The following is a 25,899-nucleotide window of genomic DNA, read 5'->3' as shown; positions in this document are numbered from 1 at the left end:
CGGTCCGGGCGCGGATGCCCGCGGACATCGACGCCCCGGACAAGGTCGTCTACGGGCTGACGTTCCGGCAGCTGGCGATCGTCGCGGTCGCGGCACTCGTAGGCTATGGCGCCTGGCATGTGCTGCATGGGCTGGTCCCTGCCGTGGTGCTGCTCGGCGGCGCGGTCATCCTCGGCGGTCTCGCCGTGGGGCTCGCGGTCGGGCGCCGCGACGGCCTGCCCCTGGATGTGTGGCTCCTCGCCGGGGTCCGGCATGCCCGCGCCCCGCGGGCGCTGACCACGACCGACCCCACAACCCGGATGCCGGACTGGGTCGACACCGCCGGGGCGGGCCGGACGCCGTTGCCGGCCCCGCTGCGGCTGCCCGCCGACGCCATCGGCGACGACGGCCAGATCACCCTCGGCGACGCGTCGGCGGCGGTGGTCGCAGCGAGCACCGTCAACCTCGCCCTGCGCACCGCCGACGAGCAGGCCGCGTTGATCGACACGTTCGGCCGGTGGCTCAACAGCCTCGCCGCCCCGACGCAGATCGTGGTGTCGGCGCAGCCGGTCGACCTGACCTCCGCCGCCCAGGCCCTCGCCGACACGGCGAGACAGCTGCCGCACCCGGCGCTCGCCGCCGCGTGCGAGGACCATGCCCGGTTCCTGGCCGACCTCGCCGAGCGCCGCGACCCGCTGCGCCGGCAGGTCCTCATCGTCACCCGCACCCCAGCCGCAGCCGGTGGCGGGCACGCGGCCCGCCGCCGCGCCGACGACACCGCCCGCGCCCTCGCGGGTCTCGGCGTCACCACCCGGGCCCTGGACGGCCCGGCGGTCACCGCCGCGCTCGCCGCGGCCGCCGACCCCTACCGGCCGCCCCGCCCCGGCGGCCTGGCCGCCCCCGACGCCGTCATCACCGGGCCGGCAGCCGGCAGCCGGCACACCCTTCCGTGACAAGGAGTCGTTCCTGATGCGACGCATCGGTACCCGCCCGGCAGCACGGCCCGCAACGGACACAGGGGCGCCGCCCCGCGCCGGAGGCGTGGCGGCGGCGGTCGCACCGGCCGCCCTCGAGGTCACCCCGCGGATGCTGCGCGTCGGTGACGGCTACGCCGCGACCCTGGTGGTGACCGGCTACCCGGCCGAGGTCGGCCCGGCCTGGCTCGAGCCGCTGCTGTCCTGGCCCGGACGTCTCGACCTGGCGCTGTATATGGATCCGATCCCGGCGACGGTCGCGGCGCGGCGGCTGCGCACACAGCGGGCCCGGTTCGAGTCCTCCCGCCGCGCCGACGCCGACCGCGGCAAACTCGCCGACCCGACGGTCGAGGCCGCCGCCGACGACGCCGCGGACCTCGCCGAGCGGCTGGCACGCGGCGCGGCCCGGCTGTTCCGCGTCGGGCTGTACCTGACCGTCCACGCCCGCAGCGAGGCCGAGCTGCTCGACGCGTGTACGCAGGTGAAAGCCGCGGCCGCGTCGACGCTGATCGAGGTGCAGCCGGCGACGTGGCGGCACCTGCCGGGCTGGACCACCACCCTGCCCCTCGCGACCGACAGCCTGCAGATGCTGCGGACCATGGACACCGCCGCGCTCGCCGCCGCGTTCCCGCTCGCCTCCGCCGACCTGCCCGCACCCCTGCCGGGCGACCCGGCCACCACCGGCGGGGTCCTCTACGGCATCAACCCCGACAGCGGCGGCATCGTGTGGTGGGACCGGTGGGTCCAGGAGAACCACAACAGCGTCGTGCTGGCCCGTTCCGGCGCCGGGAAAAGCTACCTCGTCAAGCTCGACGTCCTGCGGAACCTGTACCAGGGCGTCGAGGTATCGATCGTGGACCCCGAGGACGAGTACCTGCGGCTCGCCGACGCGGTCGGCGGGACCGTCGTGCAGCTCGGCCGGCCCGGCGTGAAGATCAACCCGTTCGACCTGCCCGCGAACGACACACGCCCGGACGTGCTGACCCGCCGCGGCCTGTTCCTGCACACCCTGATCGCGGTACTGCTGCGCCAGGAGCCGCCGCCGCGGGAACGGGCCGCGCTGGACCGGGCGATCCTGGCCACCTACCGCCGGGCCGGGATCACCGCCGACCCGGCCACCCATCACCGGCCCGCCCCGCACCTCGCCGACCTCACGACCACCCTGCACGCCGACCCGGACCCGGCCGCGGCGGAGCTCGCGGCCCGGCTCGAGCCGTGGGTCACCGGGTCGTTCGCCGAGCTGTTCAACGGCCCGTCCACCGTCCGCCCGGACGGGCACCTGGTGGTGTGGTCGCTGCGGCAACTCCCCGACGAGCTGCGCACCGCCGGCACCCTCCTGGCCCTGGATGCGATCTGGCGGGCCGTCGACACCCCCGGCACCCGCCGCCTGGCGGTGCGGCGCCTCGTCGTCGTCGACGAGGCGTGGCTGCTCATGCGCGACGGACACGGCGCCCGGTTCCTGGCCACGATGGCCAAAGCCGCCCGGAAACGCCGCGCCGGCCTCACCGTGATCACCCAGGACGTCGCCGACCTCCTCGGCACCGACCTCGGCATGGCCGTCGTGTCCAACGCCGCCACCCAGATCCTGCTCCAACAGGCCCCGCAGGCCATCGACCCGGTCGGCGACGCGTTCCGGCTCACCGCCGGCGAACGGCGGATGCTCCTCGCGGCCCAGGTCGGGCAGGGCCTGCTCATCTGCGGCACCCACCGCACCGCGGTCGAGTCGATCGCCTCGCCCGGCGAGCACGCCCTGGCCACCACCAGCCCCGCCGAGCTCCTCGACCTCGACGGCGAGGACCAGCTATGAACCCCATCGCCGCCAGCGTCCTGCTCGCGCCGCCGGCCCCATCGCCGGTGCCGGACCGGCCGGGGTTCGGAACGCCGCCGCCCGCGCCGGGGGTGGTGCGGCTGCTCGACGCGGTCCACTGGGCCGCCGACCATCCGTGGCTGCTCGCCGTCGCCGCAGTCCTGGTCGCCGGGTGGGTCGCCGGCCGCAACGGCATCGCCGGGTGGCGGCACCACCGCCACGCCGCCGGCGCACGGCTCGTCGTGGTGGCGCCGCCGCCGGAGGTCGACGAGCACAGCGCCGGCATGCTGTGGGCCAACCTGCACGGGCTGCTCACCCCGTCCCCGTGGCGGCGGCTGCGGTACGGGACGCCGCACGTGGCGTGGCAGTACACCTGGACCGGACGGCAGCTGCAGATCGGCATCTGGGTCCCCGGCACCATCCCGCCCGGCGCGGTCGAGGCCGCGGTCCGGGCCGCGTGGCCCGCCGCGGCCACCACCACCGGCCCCGACACGCCCCCGCTCCCGCTCGACTTCACCGCGGCGACCGGCGGGCACCTGCTGCCCCAGGCGGCGGAGTGGCTGCCGCTGCGGACCGACTTCGACGCCGACCCGCTCCGCGCGCTCATGACCGCCGGCGCCCAGTTGCGCCCCGCCGAGCACGCCTGCGTGCAGATCCTCACCAGACCCGCCCCGCCCCGCCGCATCACGCGGGCCCGGCGGGCCGCCGGACGGCTCCGCGACGGCCACCCCGCCATCCCCATTTTCAACCCGGCCGCGCCGCTGCTGTGGCTCCTCGACGCGGTCCTGCCCGGCCCTGCCGCCCGGCGCACCGGCGGGCTGGCGCAACACCGGGACCCGCACCTGGACCGGGACGTCCGCGCCATCGTCGACAAGACCGCGCAGGTGCTGTGGACGGCCGGCATCCGCTACGGCGTCGCGACCACCAGCGACCGCCCCGGCGCGACACCGGACGGGCGGCTCGACGGGATCGCCGACGCGGTCGCGTCCAGCTTCGCCGTGCACACCGCCCGCAACCGCCTCACCCACCGCACCCAGATGCGGCACCCCGCCGCGGTCCTGGCCGGGCGGCGGCTCGGCGCCGGGTTCCTGCTCAGCAGCGGCGAACTCGCTGCCCTCGCCGCCCTCCCGCGGGACGTCGCCGTGCCGGGCCTGGACCGGGCACGCGCGAAGGCGATCCCCGCACCGGTCGCCGTTCCGGGCGGGGGACGCGGCGTCAAAATCCTCGGCGACGCGGAGATCGGCGGGCACAGCGTCGGCCTCGCCGTGCCGGACGCCCGCTACCACCTGCACGTCGTCGGCGCGACCGGCTCCGGCAAGACCACGCTGCTGGTCAACATGGCCGTCGACGACATCCGCGCCGGCCGCGGCACCGTGGTCATCGACCCGCACGGCGACATGGTCCTGGACATCCTCGACCGGCTCCCCGCCCACGTCGGCGACCGGCTCGTCATCTACGACCCGGACCAGCCGAACCCGCCCTGCCTCAACCCCCTGCAGGGCGACGACCCCGACCTGGTCGTCGACAACCTCGTCGCGATCTTCAGCACGATCTTCGCCAAAGCCTGGGGACCGCGGATGGACGACGTCATGCGCGTCGCCTGCCTGACCCTGCTCCGCCACGCCAACGTCACCCTCCAGCACATCCCGCCCCTGCTCAACAGCGCGCAGTTCCGATCGGCGATGACCGTCGACCTCGACGACCCGGCCGGCCTGCTCGGGTTCTGGCAGTGGTACGACGAACTCAACCCCGCGATGCGCGCCCAGGTCATCGGCCCCGTCCTCGCCCGCCTCCGCGCGTTCCTGCTGCGGGACTTCGTCAAACGCACCATGCGGTTCCCGCACTCCAGCTTCGACATGGGCAAGGTCCTCGACGGCGGCGCGCTGCTGGTCCGGATCCCGAAAGGGCAGCTCGGGGAGGACACCACCCGGCTGCTCGGCTCCCTCGTCCTGGCCCAGGTGTGGCAGGCCGCCACCGCCCGTGCCGCCGTCGCCTCCGACCGGCGCCGCGACGCCACGCTGATCATCGACGAGGCCCAGAACTTCCTCACCCTCGCCACCAGCCTCGACTCGATGCTCGCCGAAGCCCGCAAATACCGGCTCTCCCTCGTCCTGGCCCACCAGGACCTCGCCCAGTTCCCCAAAGACCTCCTCGCCGCCGCATCCGCCAACGCCCGCAACAAGCTCTACTTCACGATGGCGCCCGAAGACGCGCACGTGCTGCGCCGGCACACCCTGCCCGGCCTCGACGAGCACGACCTGGCCAACCTCGACGCCTACACCGCCGCCGCCCGCCTCGTCGTCGCTGGCCGGCAGACCCCCGCCTTCACCATGCGCACCCGCCCACCGAAACCCGTCCTCGGCTCGGCCACCGCCATCCGGCAGGCCGCCGCAGCCGCCGTCCCCCAGCAGGACACGAGCGGCATCGACGACCTCGTCGAGCGTCTGTCCCGCCCGGACACCCGGCGACGGCCGTGACGCCGCCGCGGCCACCGCGCACCAGTCCAACACGCTGAACCTGCGCTCGACCTGGACAGCCATCGGCGTGGGTCTGCTGCGAGACGGCAGCCGCTCGTCGAGGTGCTCGTCGACCCGGTCGCCGTGGTCGCCGCTGCGGCGTGCCGCCGCGACCTGTCCCGGCATGACTGACCTGCGCTGTCAGCGCACCACGTGCACCTGACAGCCGCCGAACCGGCCACCCCCGCCCGCCAGACACCCTCGCCAACGAGGGACCGCTGCTGCCCAAGGAGCCCCAGCCCCATGCCGTCCAACCCCGCCGACCCGCCCCAGCCGAACCCACCCGTTCCCGCCGGCCCGACGCCCTGGTCCCGGCCCGCCCCTACCGGCCGCACCGCCCCCGCCCGGCCGCCGTCCGGCCAGGGTGGAGGCATCGGCGGGGCCATACGTGCCGATCCCCTTGCGGTGTTCCGGCGCATCGTGCCCCGCGACCGTGCGCTTCTACGGCTGCTCGCCGAGCACTACCTGCTGTCCACCCCACAGATCGCGGCCGCGTTCTTCGACACGCTGCGCACCGCGCAACGCCGCCTCACCACCCTGCACCGCCTGGGCCTGCTGCACCGCTTCGCCTACCCCAACACGGCGCACACCGCCGTGCCGTACCTCTACACACTCGGCCCGGTCGGCCTGCAGCTGCACCCCGACGCCTACGACGACCCCGACGGCCGATACACCCGGGCACCCCGCACCTCGCTGGAGCGGGCCCGCCGGATCGCCGCCAGCGCCACCGCCGCGCACCTGCTCGGCGTCAACCAGTTCTTCATCGACCTCCTCGCCGCCACCCGCCTGCCCAACCCCGGCCGCAACCGGCTGGTCCGATGGTGGTCGGAGCAGCACGCCACGGACGTCTACGCCCAATCCGGCATCCGCCCCGACGGCCACGGCATCTGGCACAGCCACGACCACACCGTCGGGTTCTTCCTCGAACACGACCGCGGCACCGAAGACCTCCCCCGCGTCGTGGCGAAACTGCGCGCCTACGCCCGCCTCACCGCATTCGGGCCCCGCTACCCCGTCCTGCTCTGGCTGCCCACCCCCGACCGGGAAGCCAACCTCCACCGCATCCTGCACAGCGTCCCCACCCCGATGCCGGTCGCCACCGCCGTCCACAGCCCCGACCCCGCCGGGCGCGTCTGGACCCTCATCACCGACCTCCCCGCCAGCCCCGGCCGGCGCCGGCGACTGCACGAACTGCCGTCCGAGCACGGCCCCCGCTCCGGCACCAACCCCGGCCGCTACCACCCCGACACCGACCTCGGCCCGGCACCGGCCGCCTGACCGCAGCCCTTCCGGCCCCAGTGCGCTCACAGCGCAGCTCAACACCGCCAAGACCCACGCCTGTGGCCCCTCGCCGCGGGCAGAACACCCCGACGCGTGTGCGAGCGGCGGTGTCTCATCGCCGGCGCCACACGCGACTCGCGGCCGCTCACAGCCCAGCACACGGCCCAGATCCGCAGCCCGAACGCGGGCAGGCGCTGTGAGCGGCGGCCGCTACCGTCCAGGCACCACATCACCCACATAACGCTCCACCACGGCCTGGTCCCACCTCGGGTCCGACTGCCGCAACCATGCCGGTGCCAGTCATGCCACCCGCCGATCCCGGCCGGTCGCAGACCCGCACCTCGCGGCGGCATCCCTGGTCACACCAGCCACCCGCACCACGTCCGGCGCCGCACCCGAGCGCCCACCTCAACCAACCCCCATTCGCCACGCCCGGCCACGTACCCGGTGGCCCGGCCGGTGCCGCGCGCCCACACCGCAGGAGGATCCCCATGACCGCACCGCGCAAGACCGCCAAGGCCAGCACGACCGCGCAGACGTCCACCAGCCAGGACGACACCGGCACCGCCGACGCTGTCCCGGCCACCCCGACGCCGACCGTCCGCGTCATGATCGTCTGCATTCCGGCCGAGCTGCCCGCCCAGGCACTCACCAGCCGGACGCTCGACCAGCACTTCGGTGTCTCCGGCACCCTCGTCCACCGCTTCTGGGCCAGCCCCAGCCGGTGGCTGTGGCAGCGCAGCCAGCTCGTCAACCCGCGCAGCGGGCACCCGACCTACTGCGCCGGAGGACCGATCCGGCTGCTCGACCTCACCGGTATGCGCCACGCCGCCGGCGTCGGCGCCGCGATCCGTCACCAGCTGTGGTCCCGAGTCGTGCAGGGCACCCGCCCGGCGATGCCGTGGCCGCAGCTGCTGCAGCAGCATCTCGCCGACCCGGCGAAGCTGCCGCTGCCGGACGCGATCGCGAAGTACCACAACCAGCCCCGCGTCATCGCGATGCGGATGCACAACACCGTCGCCTACGGCGCCGCCCGCCTCGACCTCCGCGAGCTGGAGATGTTCCAGGGCGGCCCGGTCGCCTACCAGCACTACTGCGCCATCACGGCGATCGCCGCCGACACGGTCCTCACCGTCGACGGCCACCGCCTGACCCCGGCCAGCGACGCGTTCGCCCACCGGGTGACCTACCTCGAGCAGGCCAGCCACTACCTGGCGACCCTCGACGACAACCAGCGACTGCTCAGCATCGCCCTCTGACCCCGGTCACCGACCGGCGAGCAGCATCCGCTCGGCAGGTCGTGCCACGCGTCGTCGGCCCCGCCGCGACCGATCGCCACGATCTTCCTCGTCCCGCACGACTACACCCGAACCCCGGACGGCGTGAGCATCGGCACCCGCACCCTGGCCCGACCACGCCGCCCCTGATACCCCAACCGGTACCGGTCGGGCCAGCCACTGCCATCCCTGCACCCGAAGGATGTCCAGCAGGCTGCCCGGCCGGCACCACCCCCTTGAGCCCGGGTGAGCCGCCGCCAGCGCACCCGGCCCGCAGGCCCGGCGTTCACACCCGTGCGTTCGCCGTCCCGCCGATCTGTGGCCGTCCGCGTTCGGAACACCCACCGATCTCGACGCCTGGCCTCGGCGGCCTGGTAGTGCGCGGCAGCAGGCCGACGCCGGGACCGCAGCGCAGCCGGGCAGGCGACCCAGCCGCCTCATCCTCGTTCCCGGCTGGCAATGCATCCCGGGCCACACCATCTCCCACTGAATCCTTGCGCCCGAACGGTGACCGAGCCGTCGGGCCGAGTCCTGCAATCACCATGTCTGGCCGTGATGCCCAACGCCGGTCAGGCGGTATGCATCACGGCCTCCTGCCCCGTGAGGAGCCCGACTACCGATGGCGAAACAGACCCGCACGATCCTCATCGACGATCTCGACGCCAGCACCGACGGCGTCGGCAGCCGTCGCTTCGCGCTCGACGGCGTCGAGTACGAGATCGACCTGGCCGACCACAACCTGGCCCGGCTGCGCGCCGCCCTCGCACCGTTCATCGCCGCCGGCCGACGCCTGCCCAAGCAGCGGCGCTCGGCCCCGCGCCGCCGCGGCCGCACGTCCGGCAACGCCGGCAGCAACCAGTAACCGGCGACCGCCATGGTCCGGACGCAGGCCCGCCGCACGCGACTTGCCTTCCCGGACCGATCAAGCGTGCATCAGTGCACGTCCCATCCACACACCCAGCTCACCTGGGAGACGCAGGAGACTCGTATGCCCGATCAGAGCTCGAACACGGCCACCGCCGACGCGCTGGCGCACCTGGACAAGAAGTCCCGGCAGCTGCTCGGCGCGCTCACCGTCCTCGGCGCCACGACGGCCGGCAACCTCGCCGTCCACGTCGGCTTCGCCTACTCCACCACGACACCGAAACTGCGCAAACTCGCCGCCGCCGGACTCGTGGAACCCCACACCGCCGACAGCGGCCAAACCGTGTGGCGGCTCACCACCGACGGCCACACGCTGGTCGCCGCATCCACCCTCGCCGCCCCCAATGCGGCCGCAGCAACGGACACCGACGAGCAGCAGCCTGCCATCCGGCACGCGGCCGACCCCGACGTGCCGGCCGAACGCGACGCTGTGCCGTCCGTGCCGGCACCGCACCAGCCCCCGGACAGGCACACCTGCGAGGCCGCCGACGCTGGCCGTAACGGCGCCACAGGGACCGAGCCGAGCCAGGAGCCACTGGCCGCCGAGCCCCCGCCCGCGGCATACACCGATGCCAGTGGCGAGCTGACGACCGCGGTCCCGACGAGCGGGGAACCGCACCCGGCCGCACCCGCCGGCAGCAGCTCCGCCGAACCAGCCGCCGGCGCCACCGGCCACGGCACCGTGCCCGCACCGTCCGACCCGCCGAACAGTGCACAGCCCAAGCGCCGGGGACCAGGGGAACTGGACCGCGCCATCCTGGCCATCCTGGCGGCGCACCCGGAGCAGACCTACAAGGTCGGCGAACTGAGCAAACTGGTCGACCGCGCCGACCAAGGAACGGGACTACCGAAGGCCAGCCCCGGCGCGGTCGTCCTCGCCGCGCAGCGCCTCGTCGCGCACGGCAAAGCCACGCTCGCGGTGGAACAGCCCGCCAGCTTCCAGCTGCACCACGACGCCGCAGCAGCCGCCTCGGCCGACGCGGCGACGTCGATCTGACCGATCCGGATCGCCCGAGGGCGGACGCCGGAAGTTCGCCCAACCCACATCCGCCCTCGGCGCTCCCAAACCACAGGAGCGTCCCATTGTCCCCTCTGCTCACCGCCATCCTCAACACCGCCGGCGGCGTCCTGGCCGGCATCGCCTGCCTGACGCTGCCGCTGCTACGGCAGCGCCGCGCCCTGCACATCGCCCGCCATCAGGCCGGACACGACGACACCACCGGCCTGCCCAACCGCCGCACCCTGCTCACCGCCCTCGGACGAGCGCAACACCGTGACCGGCCGTTCGGCCTGGTCCTGCTCGACCTCAACCGGTTCAAGGCCGTCAACGACACCTACGGCCACGAAGCCGGCAACGACCTCCTCATCGCCGTCGGACAACGGCTGACCAGCCTGCCCATACGGGCGATGGCCGCACGGCTGTCCGGAGACGAGTTCGCCCTCCTCGTCGACGGCGGACCGGACGAGGTCGGCAACGCCGCACGCCACGCCGCGTCGGTCATCGCCGCCGAACCGTTCGCGCTCCCCAGCGGCGCCCAGGTGGCCATCCGCGCCAGCGTCGGCTACACCACCGGCCGGGTCGGCGTGCCCGTCCGGGACCTGCTGCGCGAAGCCGACGCGGCCGTCTACTGGGCCAAGGACGGCATCGACGACGTCAGCCGCTACCACCCGGACGTCACCACACCCGGGAACACGAGACAGCGGTGCCGCGACCGCCGCTGACCACACCGCCCAGCAGCCCCTGCACCACCCTGCCGCCGATGTCCCCCGACCTGGGAGGCATCGGCGGTTTCCGCATGCGCTCGAGCCGCACGCCCGGACGGCCGCACCGGCCGGCCCGGCATGGCGGCCTCGGCGCATCCGCGCGGGGCCACTCGTCGCACCAACCCCATCGCAGCACACCGTCCGGCGGCATCGCCGGACCATCCACAGTGGAGGAACAATGTCGTACCAGCCAGGGCAGCGCGTCGCGCTCGCCCGCATCGCCGAGCCCGCAACCGACCTGCGGATCGGCGACGAAGGCACCATCCTCACGGTCGACCACGACCAGCAGCATGTCACCGTCGCCTGGGACCAGGGTCCGGCCCGGACCATGAGGCTACGCGGCGGTGACGAGCTCATCGTGATCCCGGCAGCCGACCAGACGCTAGCCGAACCGGTGACCAGCGGCTGCCGTCCCGGCATCACCTGGCCCGACGTGCTCGGCGCGTTGCGCACCGTGGGCACCGCAGACGGGTCGGCTGCCGCTGAACGGTGGCGTCAGGACGCCCTCGGCGCGGACATCACCGGCCCGGCCACGGCCATCGCCGGACGCATCCTCGCCGGCATCCGCGACAACGATCCCGCCATCCTCGCCACCCTGCCCGCCGCGACCGGCTGGGCCACGCAGCAGACCGGCCACCAGCCGGCGGGCGGCACCCGCCTGCCGGGCGAGCGGCGGCGGCAGCTCGAGGCCGCGTATCTCGAGGGATTCGTCGACGCGGTCATCGGGACGATCGCCGTGGCCTGCCATCGCATCCTGCACCCCACCGGCGACGACGGAGACCTGTCCCACCTGCACCCGGACCGGGTGACGCTGGGCAGCGTCGGCGTGTTCTCCGGCGACTGGAACGCCGCCGACGGCGACACCGGATTCCCGCTGACTGCCGGCTACGTCGGGACGCTGCTGGACCGGTGGAACGGCTGGGCGGTATTCGCCTGCACCCGCACGGTCGCCGAGGCGATCGTCGCCGACCTGCAGCAGGACCGCGACGCCCGCCGCATGGCATACGCCGCCGGGACACCGGAGACCGACCTGGACCGCAAGGTCGACGAAGAGTGTCCGCGGCTGTCGTGGGACGGCGATGCCATCGTCGCCGACTCCGCCGTCCAGACCGGCGACCCGGAGGCGATCGAGCGGATCACACCCCGGCCGGACGGCCGGTACGTGGTGATGGGCTGGTCCTGGTGCTGGGAGGCCGTCGACCCGTACGACTGTGCCCGCATCGTCGGCGACCTCCCTGAACCCGGCCGGGAACAGGAATGGGTTCTGCTCACCCACGTTCCCTACACGGTCGTGGCGCCCGACCCGTACACGGCCGGGAATCGCCACACTCCCGGACCGGACCTCGGCTACACCGCTGAACTGCGCCTTGGCGGAGTTCCGGTCGCCGCCATCACCGCGGCCCCCGTCCCGGCCGCCGCGGCCACGGCGCGGCTGACCGCCGTCACGGGCCGGTTCGACGCGGCGCGCTGGCAGGCCTACGTCGCGGGGGCCCGCCGCTGCGGCGAACCGATGACCGAATCCGGCGTCCTCGACGCTCTCATCCAGGAGGCCGAGCTCGGCGCCGAGGCCGCCAGCATCGCCCCCACCGGCGACACTCTCGTCAGGTTGCTTGACGACACCGGCGCCATCCGGGAAGTCCGGAGGGTCAGCCCTGCCCCGGCCGGCGCCCAGGACTACGCCGCACTCCGCGGACGTCTCGCGGCCGTGGGCGCCGGCGGATGGGTCTGGCAGATCTTCAACGGCCGCGGCTGGCGCCACCTGACCAACGCCACCAGCAACCCCCAGGCGGCCGCAGGCGACCCGGATCCGGGCGCTGCCAGCTGACGCCACACCGCAACCCGCCCAGCACCAAACCCCACACCACAGGACCCGCGACCGCGGCACCGGCCGACACCGGCGCCGCGGTCGCCGCCGTGCCTATGCCCGGCCACGCCCACATGCCCGACACCGAAGGAGCACACCGGCCATGCCGATCCCACCCGCAACCATCAACAACCGCACCGGCGCCCAGCGCACCTGCTCGGACGCCGCTGCCCGGCAGGATCGCATCCTCGCCGAGACCCGCGAGGTCGCCATCGCCTCGGCCGGCCTTGCCGCGGAGCTGCTCCCCGCCGGCTGGACCACCCACGCCGCGCCGTCGCCGGACCGGACCATGTACCTGCTGATCCTCACCCCGCCGGCCGGCACCGCCCACGCTCAGCTCGTCGCCCCGCACGCCGGGCGCGGCTGGGCCATCGGGATCACCGACCCTGCGGCCGGCACCGACACCGTCCTGCGCACCGCCGGCGGCACGGTGGCCTACCAGGCGACCCTCGCCGACGCCGTCCACGCCGCCCGCACCGCCACCCAACTCGCCGCACCCGATGCCCGCCCCACCGTCCCCCGGCACGGGCAGGTCCTGCGGACGAGCCGATACGTCGACAGCAACTGCCTCATCGGCACCGCCGACCCGGACCGGCCACATCTGGCCCACGTCCGCGGCGTTGCACGGGGCGGCCACCCGCACGTCATGCTGCCGACCCTCCGGCGGATCTGGGCCGCGACCAGCCGCGACAGCACCCGGCTCACGGCCGTGCTGCTCGCGCACGACTGGCATCACCTCGACCCCGCCACCACCGGAGGTTCGCGGGTGGTCGCCGGGATAGGGCGCATCCACGACGCCAAGCCCGAACCGGTCACTGTCGTCCCGCTCGCCACCGCCGGCGAACTCGACGCCGCCTGGATATACCTGCTCGACCCAGGTGAGGACACCGTCACCGTCCACACCGGCGACGGCGACCCGATCAGCCGGCACCCGCTCGACTCCTGATCACCCGGGTGCCGCATCAGGCGAACACCACCCGGCACGACCGGCCGCCCTGCGACGGCCGTTGCACGCGGCGCCATCCGCGCGCCTCAGCGGATTCGGGCAGCGGACCCTTCGCCACTGCGACCCCTACTTGAGGCGCCGCAGCGCCGTGGCCTCACCCGCCGCTCCGGGAAGGACAACCTCCTCATGCGTCACCCCACATCCACTGCCAGCACGACCGCGACACATCCCGGCCTCCGCGCTCGCCAAGCGGGCACCGCAGGACCGGCGCACCCGCTGGAGCGGCAGTGACCGGCCGGGTGCTCGTCCTGTGCGCCGGTCTGGTCTGTGCCGTCATCGTCGTCTGCGCAGGCCTGGCCGGCGCCGTGTTCGTCCACGGGGCAGCCACCGGCTGCGCGCCGACCGGCACCACGTCACCGGGCGCAGGGACGCAGACGGCGGCCGGAACCTACCCGCCGATCGGGGACTGGGACGGCATCCAAGTCGGCAACGCCGCCGCGATCATCACCACCGGGGCAACGCGGGGGCTCCCGGCGCGGGCGTGGGTGATCGCCGTGGCCACCGCCATGCAGGAGTCGAACCTGCGCAACCTCGACCACGGCGACCGCGACTCGGTCGGGCTGTTCCAGCAACGGCCGTCGCAAGGCTGGGGCACCCCAGCACAACTCCTCGATCCCGGCTACGCCGCCGGGAAGTTCTACGAGCGGCTCGTCACCGTCGACGGCTGGCAGACGATGCCGCTCACTGACGCCGCCCAGGCCGTCCAGCGCAGCGCCTACCCCGACGCCTACGCCATATGGGAACCCGACGCCACCACCATCGTGGAACACGTCACCGGCCTCGCCGCCTGCACCACGACGGTCGCAGGCAGCGGCTGGACCCAGCCCGTCCACGCCCACATCGGCTCCGGCTTCCGTACCACGGACCGGCCCGGCCACGACGGCGTCGACCTCATCACCGACCGCGGCACCCCCATCCACGCCGCCGCAGCCGGAACCGTCAGCCGCGTGCGCTGCAACGCCACCGACACCCGCACCGGGCAACCGTGGGGCTGCGACCGCGACGGCGACCCCACCCTGACCCGCGGGTGCGGCTGGTACGTCGACATCGACCACCCCGGCGGCATCGTCACCCGCTACTGCCACATGCAGACCCGGGCCGCCGTCGCCGAAGGCCAACCCGTCGCCGCCGGGCAGGTTATCGGCATTGTCGGCAGCACCGGCCACTCGTCCGGACCCCACCTGCACTACGAGGTCCACCGGACCGCCGACGGCAGCCACGACGACAGCTCGGGCACCGCCGTCGACCCCGTGCCGTTCATGGTCACCGTCGGCGCGCCCCTCGGCCGCTAGCCGACATGACGCGGCCCGGTGCGTCGCAGCAACCGGCCGGCCATTCATCCGCTGCGCGCTAGCCGTCCGTCGGTGCACGCACCGACACGCCAGCGCGCAGTGCCCGCTGCCAAACCCGATCCGTGCCGGCGCATCCGCCGGCCAACCACTGCAAGGAGTACCCGCGACATGGGAACCCGAGGCTACGTCGGCTGTGCCGACGCCAACGACCCGACACTGCTGCACCTGCGATACGTGCACCTCGACGCCGACCCGGACGTCATGGTGCCGGCCATCACCGCCATCCAGCAGGACACTTTCGGCGGCGACACCGCCGCCACCGTCACCGCCCTGCTGCGCTGCACCTGGGCCTATCTCGGCGCCGACGTGACCGCTGACGCCACGTTCCTCGACGGCGACACCGCCATCACCGGCGTCGGCATGGCCATCGAAGCCAACCCGGCCAACCCGCCCCTCACCGTCCCCGCCGACCGGATCGAACACCTCAACGGCCAGTGGATCTACCTGCTCGACCCGCAGGCGAACACCCTCACGGTCCTGACGGCCGACGACCACGACGCGCCCGCCGCGACCCACACGTTCGCCGATCCCGGATCATCCGGCGCCGAGGTGACACCGTGACCACCGCGACCCCGCCCGCCGACCCGGCTGGCTGCCTGGCCACACCCGCGCCGGCCCCGTGCTATTGGCGGCAGCGAGCCGAACAGGCCGAGGCCGAGCTCGCGGCCCTCGCCCTCGAGCGCCAGCAGATCCGTCAGCGCCTCCACCACGGCGTCGCCGCCGGGAACCTCGACCCCGACGTCGTCGATGAGATCCTCACCGCCCTCGGCATGCCGCCACTGCGCCGGTTCTGGACGGTGCGCCTCCAGCTCGCGGTGACCGTGATCGTCCCCGCCCACGACGCCGACGGCGCGGACGACGCCGCCCGCGAGGCCATCGATAGCATCCTGAACACCGTCGAGGCCGTCGACTCGTACAGCGACTTCGACATCACCGGTGCCGGCCCGGCGACCCCTGGCGACCTCGCCGACGAGCAGCGCGAGGAACATCCGTGACGCGCCGCCTATGGTTCCGCCTGCGTGCCGTACTGCTGCACGCCGAGCACGCCCTCATCCGCACCACCAACCAGCCAGGCAGACCAGCGCCGGCCCTCATCCTGCACGACAACCCTCATCCGGTGCTCGGCGGCAACGGCACCCCACCGCTGCACGCCACACCGCCCGCCGGCGCCGTCCACATCGACGAGGACCCGCAGTTCGGAGCCGCACCGGGCACCACGCGTCCACCTGGCTCGCTGCTGCGGCTGCCGCTGCGGGCACGGTCGCCGCTGACCGGCGAGCCGCTGCGCGACGTGCTGCGCCGTGGTGCGCACGCCGGGCACGTCTGGTGCATTATCGACGTCGACCCGGCCGGACTGCTCGCCATCACCACCTGCGCCATCCGCGACTGCGGTGACGTCCCGCACGGCGCGGCCTGGCGCGCGGCGCAGCTCACCGCGGCCGGGCTCGGGAGCTATCCCGGCCAGACCTGTCCCGGCTACCGCGAGCACGGCGGCGTCGTCGCCCGGTTCCTGCCGGCCGTCGTGACCCGGCTCATCGCCGACATCCGCGGCAGCCACACCACCACCGGGTTCAGCGTCGAGACCGGCAGCGCCGGGACGTGGCTGGTCGGCGCCCTCGGTGACCGCACCGAGCTGCGCACCGGCGCCGCCGGCTGGTGCCGGGTCTCCCACCCCGAGTTGACCTGGACGGCCGAACCGTTGCCGGTCCGTGCTACGGAACCCGAGGCGGTCTTCGGCTCCGGCGGCCCGCACGGCAACCTCGACCGCTGCCGCATCTGCGGCGCGGTCGACGAGACCCGCTCCAGCGAACACCCGCCGACGGCCGTATACCGCTACGACCGTACGACCCGGTGCACAGTCTGCGGCTCCTGGGAAGGTTCGCACCTGGATCTCGGCTGGCAATCGCACCCACGGCCGTGGCCACCCCAGCCAGGAGCCGAATCCCAGCCGCGCTGCTGACCGGCACTCGCCCCTCCGGACCGCGGCCGACACGACCGGGACCTCGAGCGCGACCGCATTGCGGCACCGCGGGGCCGGCGGCGACGACAACGCGTGCCCGGTGACGACGTCACCGGCGTGCGCACACATCTCAAACGTTCCGGGCAGCCACCTGCCCCCTCCTGCCACGCGGCGGGACCGGGCTGGCAAGCCCCTGTCTCCCACGCGCGGACATCGCATCCGCCCGCGCGCCCGGAGACGGGCGCGCGGGCCTGACCCGAACGAGGCCACCATGACCACAGCACCCGAACCGCCCGCGAGCTCCACCGGCCCCGCCGCCGAGGAAGAGCCGCCGCCCGGCCGCCGGCCGGGATACCTGCACCGCAAGGTCGCCCTGTTCCTGGCCGACCACCCCGAGGACACCTTCAAGGTCGGCGACCTGACCACCGCCATCGACGCGCCGTCCAAAGGCGCCGTGTTCGAGGTCCTCAAACGCCTCGCCGCCGCCGGCCACGCCACCCACACCCGGGACCCGCACCACCGGTTCCGGATCACCCAGGCCGGGATCGACGCCGCCGGGACACTTCCCGCCGCACCGGCCGGTCCGCCCACAGGCGGCGGCGGATCGGGGCGGTCCGCACGGCGCGGCCCGATCCTGCGCCCGAACGGCGAGCGGTATTTTCCGCGCAGCCTGGCCGGTGCCGCCGACGTCGATGTGCTGCGCCGCCTGCGCGCCAAGCACATCGCCGTGCTGCTCTACGGGCCGCCCGGCACCGGCAAGACCGCCGTGATCGAGGCCGCGTTCCCCGACCTGCTCACCGTGACGGGCACCGGCGACACCGTCGTGGAGGACCTCCTCGGCACGTTCATCCCGCTGCCTGAGGGCGGCTACGAGTTTGCGTACGGCCCGGCCGTCCAGGCGATGCGGCAGGGCCGGCCGCTGCTGATCGACGACGCCACCCTCATCCCGCCGCGCGTCCTCGCCGTGCTCTACCCGGCCATGGACGGCCGGCGGGTGCTGCACATCCCCAGCTACCGCAACGAACGCGTCGAGGCCGTCGACGGGTTCTACGTCATCGCCGCGCACAACCCCGGCGTCCACGGCGCCGTCCTCAGCGACGCCCTCGCCTCCCGCTTCGACGTCCACATCGAAGTGAGCACCGACTGGGCCCTCGTCAAACGACTCGGCGTGCCCGCACCGGCCATCGACGCCGGGATCGCCCTCAACGACGCCCTGGACGCCGGCCGCGTCACCTGGGCCCCGCAGCTGCGGGAAATGCTCGGCTTCGCCCGCGTCCGCAAAGCCCTCGGCGACGCCGCGGCCATCGCCAACCTCGCCGGCCGCGCCCCGGACGACGACCGTCCCGCCGTCATCGACGCGCTGTCCACCGCGTTCGGCACCACCGTCACGCCGCTCGCCCTCGGCCCGCAGCGCTAACCCCACCCAACGGAAGAAAGGCATCCGCGTCATGCCGAACCCTGCCACGCACCTGCACCCCGCCGGGAGCTCCGGCACCGCGCCCGACCCCGACTGGATCCTCTGGGACCGGGCCTGGACCCGAGCGTTCGCCACCCTCACCGGCCGCACCGGCCTCACCGTGGTCGTCGCACCCGGCGCGGGCGGCGGCGCACCCGCCTGCTTCTACCCGGCCCTCGGCCGCGCCGAGGTCGACGCCGCCCACATCGGCGACCCCGACACCACCGACCCGCGCCGCGCCCGCCACAAGCAGATCGTCGCCACCGCCTACGGACTCCTCGTCCACGAAGCCGCCCACGCCGCCCACAGCCACTGGACCGCCCCGCCGGGCACCCCACCGATCGTCGCGACCGTGGCGGACCTCCTCGAGGAGTCCCGCGCCGAAGGCCGCCAGCGGACCCGCCGCCGCGGCGACCGCCGCTGGCTGCGCCACACCACCCGAACACTGCTCCACCCCGACGACACCCCCGTCGACGACCTCTGGCACGCCGCCTACCTGGCCGGGCTGCTCCTCGCCCGCGCCGACGCCCGCATCCTCACCGCCAAGGACGTCAAACCCGTCCGCGCCGCCGTCCAGCACATTCTCGGCCGCCCCCGCTACCAGCACCTGCGCGCCATCTGGCGGCAGGCCCACACCGTCGACGACACCGACGCCACCACCATGATCGACCTCGCCTGGCAGTGGTGCCACGTCCTCGGCATAGACCCGACCAGCCAGCCGCTCGCCCCCGAACCGGATACCGGCGTGTTCCCCGGCACGCTCGCCGCAGCCCTCGGCGGGTTCCTCGCCGCCCAGGCCGGGCTCACCCCCGCCGCATGGATCGCCGACCGGCACACCGCACCCGCGACCTGGACGCTGCGCGACCCCACCCCAGGCGAACAGCACGCCGCCCGGGTCCTCGCCGCCCGGCTGCGCCGCGCCCGCACCACCAGCCTGGAGGTGACGGCCCGGCCCTCGCCGATCCCGCCGGGCCGGCTGCGCGCCCGCGCCGCGATCACCGCCGACGCCCAGCGCGCCGCCGGGCAACTGCCCACCGCCCGGCCCTGGCAGCAACGCGCCGTCCTGCCCCCGCACAAGCCGACCCTGGGCCTCGCCGTGCTCGTCGACGTCTCCGGCTCGATGACCGCCTTCGCCGAGCCGATGTCCTCGGCCGCCTGGATCCTCGGCAACGCCGCCCGCCGCACCGACGCCACCGTCACCACCATCGCCTTCGGCGAGTCCGTCACCCTGCTCGTCCCGCCCGGCCAGCGACCCGCCCGCGTCCACCAGATGCAGGCCACCGACGGCTACGAACGCTTCACCGACGCCGTCAAACTCGCCGACCAGCTGCTCGACCTCCGCCGGCGCGGCACCGTCCGGATGCTCGCCGTCGTCTCCGACGGCCACTTCTCCCACGACGAACACCACGCCACCCGGCGCCTCCTCGCCACCCTGCACCGTGCCGGCTGCGCCGTCCTGTGGCTGCACCACGCCGACACGGCATGGGCCGTGACCTACCCGGACACCACCACCGTCGCGGTCACCGACCCGGCCGAGGCGATCACGGTGATCGCCGACGCGGCCGTCACCGCCCTCCACCACAGCTGACACACCAGAACAGGCGCGACCCGGCCCGGCCACCGACAGGCAGGACTGCGACTTGACCCCACGGGGAAAGTCGAGCGTCGATGGCTGTGCCTGCGGGCCGGCCTCGGCGGCGCGACACGTGCTGATGGTGCGGCATCGCGGACATCCAAGATCCGTTCGCGACACCGGGGAGCCGACGCCCATGCCCGCCCTGCTTGTCACCGCGACCCAGCCCCGCACCCGCCCATCGGACCACGTCCCCGTCCCCACGGACGTCGTGGACGTCATGCTGTGGCGGATGGCGTTCGACGTCGCCGTGGAGCACCAGCGCGGACCGGCCGGCGACTGCACCAACCTGCGCTGCGCCGGCCAGCGCGGCCCGTGCGAACCCGCCATACACGCCCAGCGCACACTCCACGCCGCCCGCCAGCCGGCCACACCGCCGCACCGGCCGCAGCCCGACCACGTCACGCCGCCCCGCGCACCGGCCGTCGTCGGCCGCGCCACCGTCCCCAGCCGGAACACCGGCCGGTTCACCGGCTGGTTCAACCGCACCACCACCGCCACGCCTGGCCGATGGGGCACCAGCCACCTGCCGCAACGGATTCCCGGCGCAGCACTCGCCGCCTGAACCCCACACCCGGCACGAACCGCGCCCGGACGCATCAGCCCCGCTCGACGGGCGATGCGTCCGGGCGCCTTCGCGTCCGCTGCGCCGACCAGCGGCCCCACCAGCGACAACCCGGCTCGACGTTTCACCAGCCGGTGCCCCGTCGAGCCGAATCGACCCAGGGAGCGACATTCATGCCCAGCCTCAACGAGCTGATCCAGCGCCAGAACGAGATCATCGACCGCGTCGGATGGGCGGTGATGCACATCCTGCCCACCGACGCGGACCCGGACACCGCCGTGCCCTACGCCTACACCGTCGGTCTCACCGCCAAGGCCGCACCGGAACTCGTCATCACCGGATTGCCGCCTCACACCGCCCACGTGCTGCTCAACGACATGGCCACCCGGGTCGCTGACACCGGCCCCATCGCCGACGGCAGCCGCATCCATGATCTGATCGACGGCCTCGACGCCGTCATCATCAACGGCACTTCCGTCGGCCAGATCAGTGCTGGCGCTGCCGTTGCCCGGTACGGCGCCGACCGGGTCCAGCTGCAGCAGATCGTCTGGCCCGACCCGCACGGCAACCTGCCCTGGGACGCCGGCTACCGCGCGGACCTCTACATCCAGCCCCTGCTCGACAGGCCATAGCCCGCGGCGAGCCGACACGGCCCGACCGTTCCGGGGGATCACCCGCCTGTCCACGGCGGACCAGCAGCGACGTGCGGGCCAGTACGGCCGACCCGCACGTCGCGCACGTCGCTCCGCCCGGCCGACCGCTCGTCACGGGCGGTCGAACACGACAAGACATGGCCCTTTTCGTGTTTCAGCCCTTGGGCAGCGGTCCGGGACAGCGTGGTCCAGTCAGGGGCAGACGAGCGTGACCTCATCAGCCGGATGCAGCGCCACCGCACCGTCCGGCACAGATACCTCCAGCAGTGGCATCTCCGCCCGGCAGCGCAGCCCCGCCAGTTCGAACTCGTACGGCATCCGCGCGACCACCGCGGCACCTGCCGCCAGCACCACCGGCCTCCGGTTGGCCACCGGCGCGATCCGGGACCGGTACCCCCGCGCCGAGACGATCAGCAACTCCCGGCGCAGCACCTGCAGCGCGGCGCGGACCGTGTCCCGGCCACACCCGAACCGAAACGCAAGGTCCGCCTCGGCCGGCAGTTCGGCACCGGGCGCGAGCCGGCCGTCGAAGATCTCCTGCCGCAGCATCGCCGCGACCGTGACGTGCCCGATCTGCTGGAACCCGGAGAAGGCCACCCAACCGACTATAGGGCCACAAGGCCCTATAGTCGAGGACGCCGTACGTCACTTCGGTGGCGCTCGATCGGGCAGCGTCCGTCACTGGCCATGAGTAACGGGTCGCCGGCTGCCTGGTAGGCGTCAGCGCCCCCTCGGGTCGGTCGCCCCGCATGGCTCCGCGCCTGGGTGGCCGGCGAGCTCGGCGACGCCGCGCCGTGCGCTCGGGCCCTCGGGTCATCGAAGCGTGCAGGCCTGGGTGCGGTGCCGATTTGCGAAGAATGCGAAGACTTCTCCACAGGCTACGGAAGGGTCTGGCGCCGCCGTCGGCCACTCCGTCACAGTGAATTTCGTCGATCAACTCGATTGGTGTACTCCACGGGGGAGCAGCAGATGACCGACAACACCACCGTCGACGTCGACCCGGACGTCCTTACCCGCCAAGCCGCCGCCGGCCTCGACACGGCCTCCGCCCTGCAGCACGCCGCGACCAGCCTGGGCGCGGCGACCACGACCTGGTCCGACCCCTCGGTCCTGCCGTCGCTGCGGGTCGCCGCAGCGTGGGCGCACGGCTGGGGCCAGCACCTGGACCTGACGGCGGCGCAGATCCAGGCCTGGGCCGCCGCGACCCGGACCGCGGCCGCGGGGTACCGGCTGGCCGACGACGCCGCGGTCCGCATGCTGTCCCAACAGGGCGGCGGCACCGACGACGCTCCGCCTGCCCCCGGCACGGCCGAGACAGTTCCCGCCGTCGCAACCCCGGCCGCGGTGCCCGAGGCCGGTGCCGCCGGTCCGCTCAGTCTCGCCGAGGCGCTCACCGGACCGTTCGCGCGCTTCCAGTCCGGCGCCGACGTCGCCGCGATCGGCGCGACCCTCACCGACCTTGCCACTGACACCCGTGCCCTCGCCGCCGGCCTGGAATGGCACGGCTCGGCAGCCCACGCCGCAGTAACAGCCGTCGACGGGCTCACGACACGGATCGCCGCGGCCGCGGAACCGCTGACTACCGGCGGCTCCGCATGCGCCGCCCACGCCGCGGCGCAACTGCACGACCGCAGCCTCCTCGCCGACCTGCTCACCCTTCCAGACGCGGCAGACACCACAGCTCAGCACGACCGGCAGGCCCTCCTCGCCCGCATGCGTGCAGCCGAACAACGGCTGATCACCCTGCTGGTCGGCCTATGGCCACCCACCAGCGGGAACGCCGCCTCGATCATCCCGCCAGGGCCGACCGGCGGCGGATGGGCGGCGACAGCAGCACCGGCCACCGCGGCCGTAACCGATCCGCCTGGGTCGACAGGTACGTGGCGGCACCTGGAACGCTGGCCTGACACGCTCGACGTGCCATGGCATGACGCTGCCGGAATGCAGGACGTTGCCTTGGCCGCGGCGCCGCCGGACGAAGGCGATGCCGAGCAGCAGATCGTGCTGGGCGGGTCGGCTCCTGCAGCGCCAGCGCAGACCTACGTCGTGCGCGACGGTGACACCCTGTCCGGCATCGCCCGGCAGCACCTCGGTGACTCGCAACGCTGGCCGGAGCTGTATGCGCTCAACCGCGGCACACCGCAGCCGGACGGCCTGCGGCTGACGGACCCCGACCTGCTCGAGCCCGGCTGGCGACTGCGTCTACCCGACACGACCCCCGACCGGCAGCCGCTGACACCCGGCCCGACCGACCTGGACCAACCACCGCAAACAAGCCACACCACCCCGCAGACCGCCGCGCCACCAGCGGCCGCACCCACGACCGTGCAGACCCCCGTCGACCCCAGCGCCGACGATCCGGCCCTACCGGCCTGGCTGTCGCACAGCCTCGTCGCCGCCGGCGCGGCGACCCTCGGCGCCGCCGCGACCGCTGCCGTCCTGCTGCACGCCACACAACCACGAGAACAGCCAGCATCGACGTCCCTACCCGCCCCGGGAACGTCCCCTCACCCCGGGCCCCCCGCCGCGGCCCACACACACCCGCAGCCCGTCATCGCCGCACCCGACGCCCCACAACGCCCCGTAGCCAGCGACCATCGCCGCTCACCTAGCCGCTCCATCAGCCACACCGGAGGCGCCGACCAGAGCACCAGCGAGCCCAACGACGCACCCGACGGCCGCAGCGATCTGCGCCCCGAGCCTCCAGCAAACGTGCACACCGAGGTCAGCACCACCACCGCGCTGCACACCCTTGAGCCGAACACTGCCAGGCCGCACGGCGCCGAACCGACACCACCGGTCACCTGCCACAGCACGGCACAGCACCCGGCCACGACGACGGGATGGGAGCGTGCGGGCCTCGGCTTGATCGGCCCCGGAGCGCATGCCGTCGCCCGCGCCGTCCTGATCACCGCCACAGCCGCGGCCAGCCTCGACGGTGCCGCTCAGCGAACGCTGATCGCCGCGGCGGATCTCGGCATGCTGCTTGGCTCGAGTGCCGATACAAAGCCGCCGGCGCTGACAGGCGTGGAGATCGCTCACGACCATGCCACGCTGCTCACCACAGCAGAGGAAGCCCTGCTGCAGCGCGCCCGCACCACCACCACCACCGAGCCGATACCCGATGACCGCGACGGACCCCTGCATCCCGGCGAGCACAGCGAGCTGGACCAGGACCAGCTGGCGGCCATCTGCGGCGCTGCTGGGGCGGCACCGCTGGTCCTGCTCAGCGCCACCCCGCACGCAGCGGATCACGCTCGCTGGGCGGCGCTGCTGATCCAGGGGCGGCCTCTCGGCATCCGAGCCGTCTTCCTCGGGCCCTGGACCGTCGGCACCACCATCCACATCACGGCCGCCGGCGCCATCACCCACACCGACGGCGATCCCCACGAACTCACCGCATGGCTCGACGCCCACACGAACCTGCTGCCGATCGCAACCGCCGAACACGTCCTCACCCAGTTGGCCACAGCAACGCGGTCCGGGACCACAACCACGGACGACGAGACGACCGGACAGCACGACGAACTCGCCGAGGCCGCTGCGAGCGACACCCGTCCCAGCACGATCCGAACACGCCACGATCCGATCGATGCAGGGGCGCCAGTCGACCTGCACGCGCTGGCAGCGCTGGCACCTGAAACGTCGGTAATCCCCGCCCCTGCGTCGGCGACCGCACCATCGTCACCAGCAATCGACGATGCCGAGGCCGGGCCACCGCACCAGGACGAGGCAGCATCGGCCTCGGCGGCCGGCACCGCCGATACGCCGCTGGCACCGATCCGGGTCACGGTGCTCGGCACGCCGCGCATCGCCGACGGGCCGCCACCGAAAGAACCGCTGCGAGCCAAAGCGCTCGAGCTGCTCGTCTACCTGATCGCCCGAGGCGGCGCCGCGTCCCAGGACGCCATCATCGAAGACCTGCTCCCCGACGCGCCGTTCTCCAAAGCCGGACACCGCCTGCACACCTACGTCTCCAACCTCCGCCGCGTCCTCACCCACCTGACCCCACCAGAGCACCGACGCACCTACATCGACCTCGTCGCCAAACGCTACGGACTCAACCGCGACGCGTTCGACGTCGACCTCTGGAACATGCACGACGCCCTGACCGACGCCGCCACAGCGACAGACCCGGTCGTCCGGACCGCTGCGCTGCACCGGGCGGTCGACGCCTACACCGGCTCACTCGCCGATACCACCACCTACGAATGGGCCGAACCATATCGGGAAGACATCCGCCGCCAAGCCGCCAGCGCCGCAGCCACCCTCGCCGACGCCCTGCGCAACCAGCCCGCCGAAGCCCTCACCGTGCTCGGCACCGCACTACGCCACCACCCGCACGACGAAGCCCTGTACCGGGCCGCGATGCGCCACCATGCCGCCCTGGGCGACACCACCGCCATCCGCACCCTGCACCACACCCTGACCGAACGCCTCCACGACGTCGACGCCACACCCAGCCAGCAGACCAACGCCCTCGTCCAGCAACTGCTCGCGCAACCCGGCCCAGATGGCGGGATCCGGCCGCCGCGGAAGGAGGCTGCGTGAACGCCTCACTATCCACAGCCAGCCACTCTCTATCCACAAGCTTGTCCACAGGTGCGTCCACAGCAGACTCCGTGCACGTAACACCTGGCTGGTCCGACCTCGAGGTCCCACAGCCCGTGCCGGGTATCAACCAGCTCGACGCCGATCTGCAGAAGACCGTCAAGCGGACGTCGTACATGCGGCAGCTGTTCTATGTCGTGGTGCTGCTCGTCGCCCTGGCCGGGCAGGTGTCCGGCGCGGTGGAGGCGCTGGGCATTCCGCTGATCTGGGCGATTCCCGCGGTCGGGGCGTTGGAGCTCGGCGGCATCGTCGTGCTCGCGAACGCCGACGTGCGCCG

Annotated in this window: 20 protein-coding genes and 1 pseudogene; 20 read left to right on the top strand and 1 reads right to left on the bottom strand. The window is 73.6% G+C overall.

What is annotated here, in order from left to right; all coding sequences use genetic code 11:
- Nucleotides 1-14 precede the first annotated feature (14 nt).
- The 18 genes from ABT369_RS19600 (at nucleotide 15) to ABT369_RS19515 (ending at nucleotide 20,990) form a co-directional block, all read left to right on the top strand.
- Complete coding sequence (locus tag ABT369_RS19600) at nucleotides 15-932, top strand: PrgI family protein (RefSeq protein ID WP_350614030.1); 918 nt, start codon at nucleotides 15-17, stop codon at nucleotides 930-932.
- A gap of 133 nt (nucleotides 933-1,065) precedes the next feature.
- Nucleotides 1,066-2,760 carry a VirB4 family type IV secretion system protein gene (locus tag ABT369_RS19595; protein WP_350614028.1) on the top strand — a complete coding sequence of 565 codons (1,695 nt, stop codon included), beginning with the start codon at nucleotides 1,066-1,068 and terminating at the stop codon, nucleotides 2,758-2,760.
- Nucleotides 2,757-5,237 (top strand): helicase HerA domain-containing protein, encoded by a 2,481-nt coding sequence (locus ABT369_RS19590; RefSeq protein ID WP_350613715.1) that lies wholly within the window; start codon nucleotides 2,757-2,759, stop codon nucleotides 5,235-5,237. The genes ABT369_RS19595 and ABT369_RS19590 overlap by 4 nt, the downstream gene beginning before the upstream one ends.
- A 282-nt stretch (nucleotides 5,238-5,519) precedes the next feature.
- The gene (locus ABT369_RS19585) at nucleotides 5,520-6,554 is read left to right on the top strand and encodes a replication-relaxation family protein (protein ID WP_350613714.1); all 1,035 of its coding nucleotides are present in this window, start codon (nucleotides 5,520-5,522) and stop codon (nucleotides 6,552-6,554) included.
- Between the two features lie 494 nt (nucleotides 6,555-7,048).
- Entirely contained in the window at nucleotides 7,049-7,816 is a 768-nt protein-coding gene (locus ABT369_RS19580) for a hypothetical protein (RefSeq protein ID WP_350613713.1), read from the top strand.
- Between the two features lie 637 nt (nucleotides 7,817-8,453).
- Entirely contained in the window at nucleotides 8,454-8,696 is a 243-nt protein-coding gene (locus tag ABT369_RS19575) for an Lsr2 dimerization domain-containing protein (protein ID WP_350613711.1), read from the top strand.
- A gap of 126 nt (nucleotides 8,697-8,822) precedes the next feature.
- Nucleotides 8,823-9,755: a hypothetical protein gene (locus ABT369_RS19570; protein ID WP_350613710.1), complete on the top strand. Its 933-nt coding sequence runs from the start codon at nucleotides 8,823-8,825 to the stop codon at nucleotides 9,753-9,755.
- Between the two features lie 86 nt (nucleotides 9,756-9,841).
- The gene (locus ABT369_RS19565) at nucleotides 9,842-10,480 is read left to right on the top strand and encodes a diguanylate cyclase domain-containing protein (RefSeq protein ID WP_350613709.1); all 639 of its coding nucleotides are present in this window, start codon (nucleotides 9,842-9,844) and stop codon (nucleotides 10,478-10,480) included.
- Nucleotides 10,481-10,700: 220 nt separating this feature from the next.
- A complete protein-coding gene (locus ABT369_RS19560) occupies nucleotides 10,701-12,347 on the top strand; it encodes a DUF4314 domain-containing protein (RefSeq protein WP_350613708.1) in 1,647 nt (548 codons plus the stop codon).
- 142 nt (nucleotides 12,348-12,489) lie between these two features.
- Nucleotides 12,490-13,332 carry a hypothetical protein gene (locus ABT369_RS19555; RefSeq protein ID WP_350613707.1) on the top strand — a complete coding sequence of 281 codons (843 nt, stop codon included), beginning with the start codon at nucleotides 12,490-12,492 and terminating at the stop codon, nucleotides 13,330-13,332.
- A 287-nt stretch (nucleotides 13,333-13,619) separates the two neighbouring features.
- Nucleotides 13,620-14,684 (top strand): M23 family metallopeptidase, encoded by a 1,065-nt coding sequence (locus ABT369_RS19550; RefSeq protein WP_350613706.1) that lies wholly within the window; start codon nucleotides 13,620-13,622, stop codon nucleotides 14,682-14,684.
- 168 nt (nucleotides 14,685-14,852) lie between these two features.
- Entirely contained in the window at nucleotides 14,853-15,305 is a 453-nt protein-coding gene (locus ABT369_RS19545; RefSeq protein WP_350613705.1) for a hypothetical protein, read from the top strand.
- On the top strand, nucleotides 15,302-15,739 hold the full coding sequence (locus ABT369_RS19540; protein ID WP_350613704.1) for a hypothetical protein: 438 nt from the start codon (nucleotides 15,302-15,304) through the stop codon (nucleotides 15,737-15,739). Before ABT369_RS19545 ends, ABT369_RS19540 begins: the two co-directional genes overlap by 4 nt.
- Nucleotides 15,736-16,704: a hypothetical protein gene (locus ABT369_RS19535; RefSeq protein WP_350613703.1), complete on the top strand. Its 969-nt coding sequence runs from the start codon at nucleotides 15,736-15,738 to the stop codon at nucleotides 16,702-16,704. Before ABT369_RS19540 ends, ABT369_RS19535 begins: the two co-directional genes overlap by 4 nt.
- A 271-nt stretch (nucleotides 16,705-16,975) precedes the next feature.
- Entirely contained in the window at nucleotides 16,976-18,121 is a 1,146-nt protein-coding gene (locus ABT369_RS19530; protein WP_350613702.1) for an AAA family ATPase, read from the top strand.
- A 31-nt stretch (nucleotides 18,122-18,152) separates the two neighbouring features.
- Nucleotides 18,153-19,748 (top strand): VWA domain-containing protein, encoded by a 1,596-nt coding sequence (locus tag ABT369_RS19525; RefSeq protein ID WP_350613700.1) that lies wholly within the window; start codon nucleotides 18,153-18,155, stop codon nucleotides 19,746-19,748.
- Nucleotides 19,749-19,929: 181 nt separating this feature from the next.
- Nucleotides 19,930-20,358, top strand: a complete 429-nt coding sequence (locus ABT369_RS19520) for a hypothetical protein (protein WP_350613698.1) — start codon at nucleotides 19,930-19,932, stop codon at nucleotides 20,356-20,358.
- 173 nt (nucleotides 20,359-20,531) lie between these two features.
- Nucleotides 20,532-20,990, top strand: a complete 459-nt coding sequence (locus tag ABT369_RS19515) for a DUF4262 domain-containing protein (protein WP_350613697.1) — start codon at nucleotides 20,532-20,534, stop codon at nucleotides 20,988-20,990.
- A gap of 213 nt (nucleotides 20,991-21,203) precedes the next feature.
- Here ABT369_RS19515 and ABT369_RS19510 read toward each other — a convergent pair whose 3' ends face one another.
- A complete protein-coding gene (locus ABT369_RS19510; RefSeq protein ID WP_350613695.1) occupies nucleotides 21,204-21,608 on the bottom strand; it encodes a winged helix-turn-helix domain-containing protein in 405 nt (134 codons plus the stop codon).
- Nucleotides 21,609-21,980: 372 nt separating this feature from the next.
- Between ABT369_RS19510 and ABT369_RS19505 the strand changes: the two genes are divergently transcribed.
- Nucleotides 21,981-25,562 (top strand): BTAD domain-containing putative transcriptional regulator, encoded by a 3,582-nt coding sequence (locus ABT369_RS19505; protein ID WP_350613693.1) that lies wholly within the window; start codon nucleotides 21,981-21,983, stop codon nucleotides 25,560-25,562.
- Between the two features lie 71 nt (nucleotides 25,563-25,633).
- A pseudogene (locus ABT369_RS19500) lies at nucleotides 25,634-25,899 on the top strand (hypothetical protein); the annotation flags it as partial.

The sequence above is a fragment of the Dactylosporangium sp. NPDC000244 genome, assembly GCF_040300725.1.
Classification (GTDB): domain Bacteria; phylum Actinomycetota; class Actinomycetes; order Mycobacteriales; family Micromonosporaceae; genus Dactylosporangium.
The sequence above is the reverse complement of the archived record's forward strand: the minus strand, read 5'-3'. Positions and strand labels throughout refer to the sequence as shown.

Bases quoted from the DNA above. Each gene is read 5' to 3' on its own strand.
- ABT369_RS19600 (WP_350614030.1), top strand. From the start codon at position 15: ATGCCCGCGGACATCGACGCCCCGGACAAGGTCGTCTACGGGCTGACG.
- ABT369_RS19595 (WP_350614028.1), top strand. From the start codon at position 1,066: ATGCTGCGCGTCGGTGACGGCTACGCCGCGACCCTGGTGGTGACCGGC.
- ABT369_RS19590 (WP_350613715.1), top strand. From the start codon at position 2,757: ATGAACCCCATCGCCGCCAGCGTCCTGCTCGCGCCGCCGGCCCCATCG.
- ABT369_RS19585 (WP_350613714.1), top strand. From the start codon at position 5,520: ATGCCGTCCAACCCCGCCGACCCGCCCCAGCCGAACCCACCCGTTCCC.
- ABT369_RS19580 (WP_350613713.1), top strand. From the start codon at position 7,049: ATGACCGCACCGCGCAAGACCGCCAAGGCCAGCACGACCGCGCAGACG.
- ABT369_RS19575 (WP_350613711.1), top strand. From the start codon at position 8,454: ATGGCGAAACAGACCCGCACGATCCTCATCGACGATCTCGACGCCAGC.
- ABT369_RS19570 (WP_350613710.1), top strand. From the start codon at position 8,823: ATGCCCGATCAGAGCTCGAACACGGCCACCGCCGACGCGCTGGCGCAC.
- ABT369_RS19560 (WP_350613708.1), top strand. From the start codon at position 10,701: ATGTCGTACCAGCCAGGGCAGCGCGTCGCGCTCGCCCGCATCGCCGAG.
- ABT369_RS19555 (WP_350613707.1), top strand. From the start codon at position 12,490: ATGCCGATCCCACCCGCAACCATCAACAACCGCACCGGCGCCCAGCGC.
- ABT369_RS19545 (WP_350613705.1), top strand. From the start codon at position 14,853: ATGGGAACCCGAGGCTACGTCGGCTGTGCCGACGCCAACGACCCGACA.
- ABT369_RS19530 (WP_350613702.1), top strand. From the start codon at position 16,976: ATGACCACAGCACCCGAACCGCCCGCGAGCTCCACCGGCCCCGCCGCC.
- ABT369_RS19525 (WP_350613700.1), top strand. From the start codon at position 18,153: ATGCCGAACCCTGCCACGCACCTGCACCCCGCCGGGAGCTCCGGCACC.
- ABT369_RS19520 (WP_350613698.1), top strand. From the start codon at position 19,930: ATGCCCGCCCTGCTTGTCACCGCGACCCAGCCCCGCACCCGCCCATCG.
- ABT369_RS19515 (WP_350613697.1), top strand. From the start codon at position 20,532: ATGCCCAGCCTCAACGAGCTGATCCAGCGCCAGAACGAGATCATCGAC.
- ABT369_RS19505 (WP_350613693.1), top strand. From the start codon at position 21,981: ATGACCGACAACACCACCGTCGACGTCGACCCGGACGTCCTTACCCGC.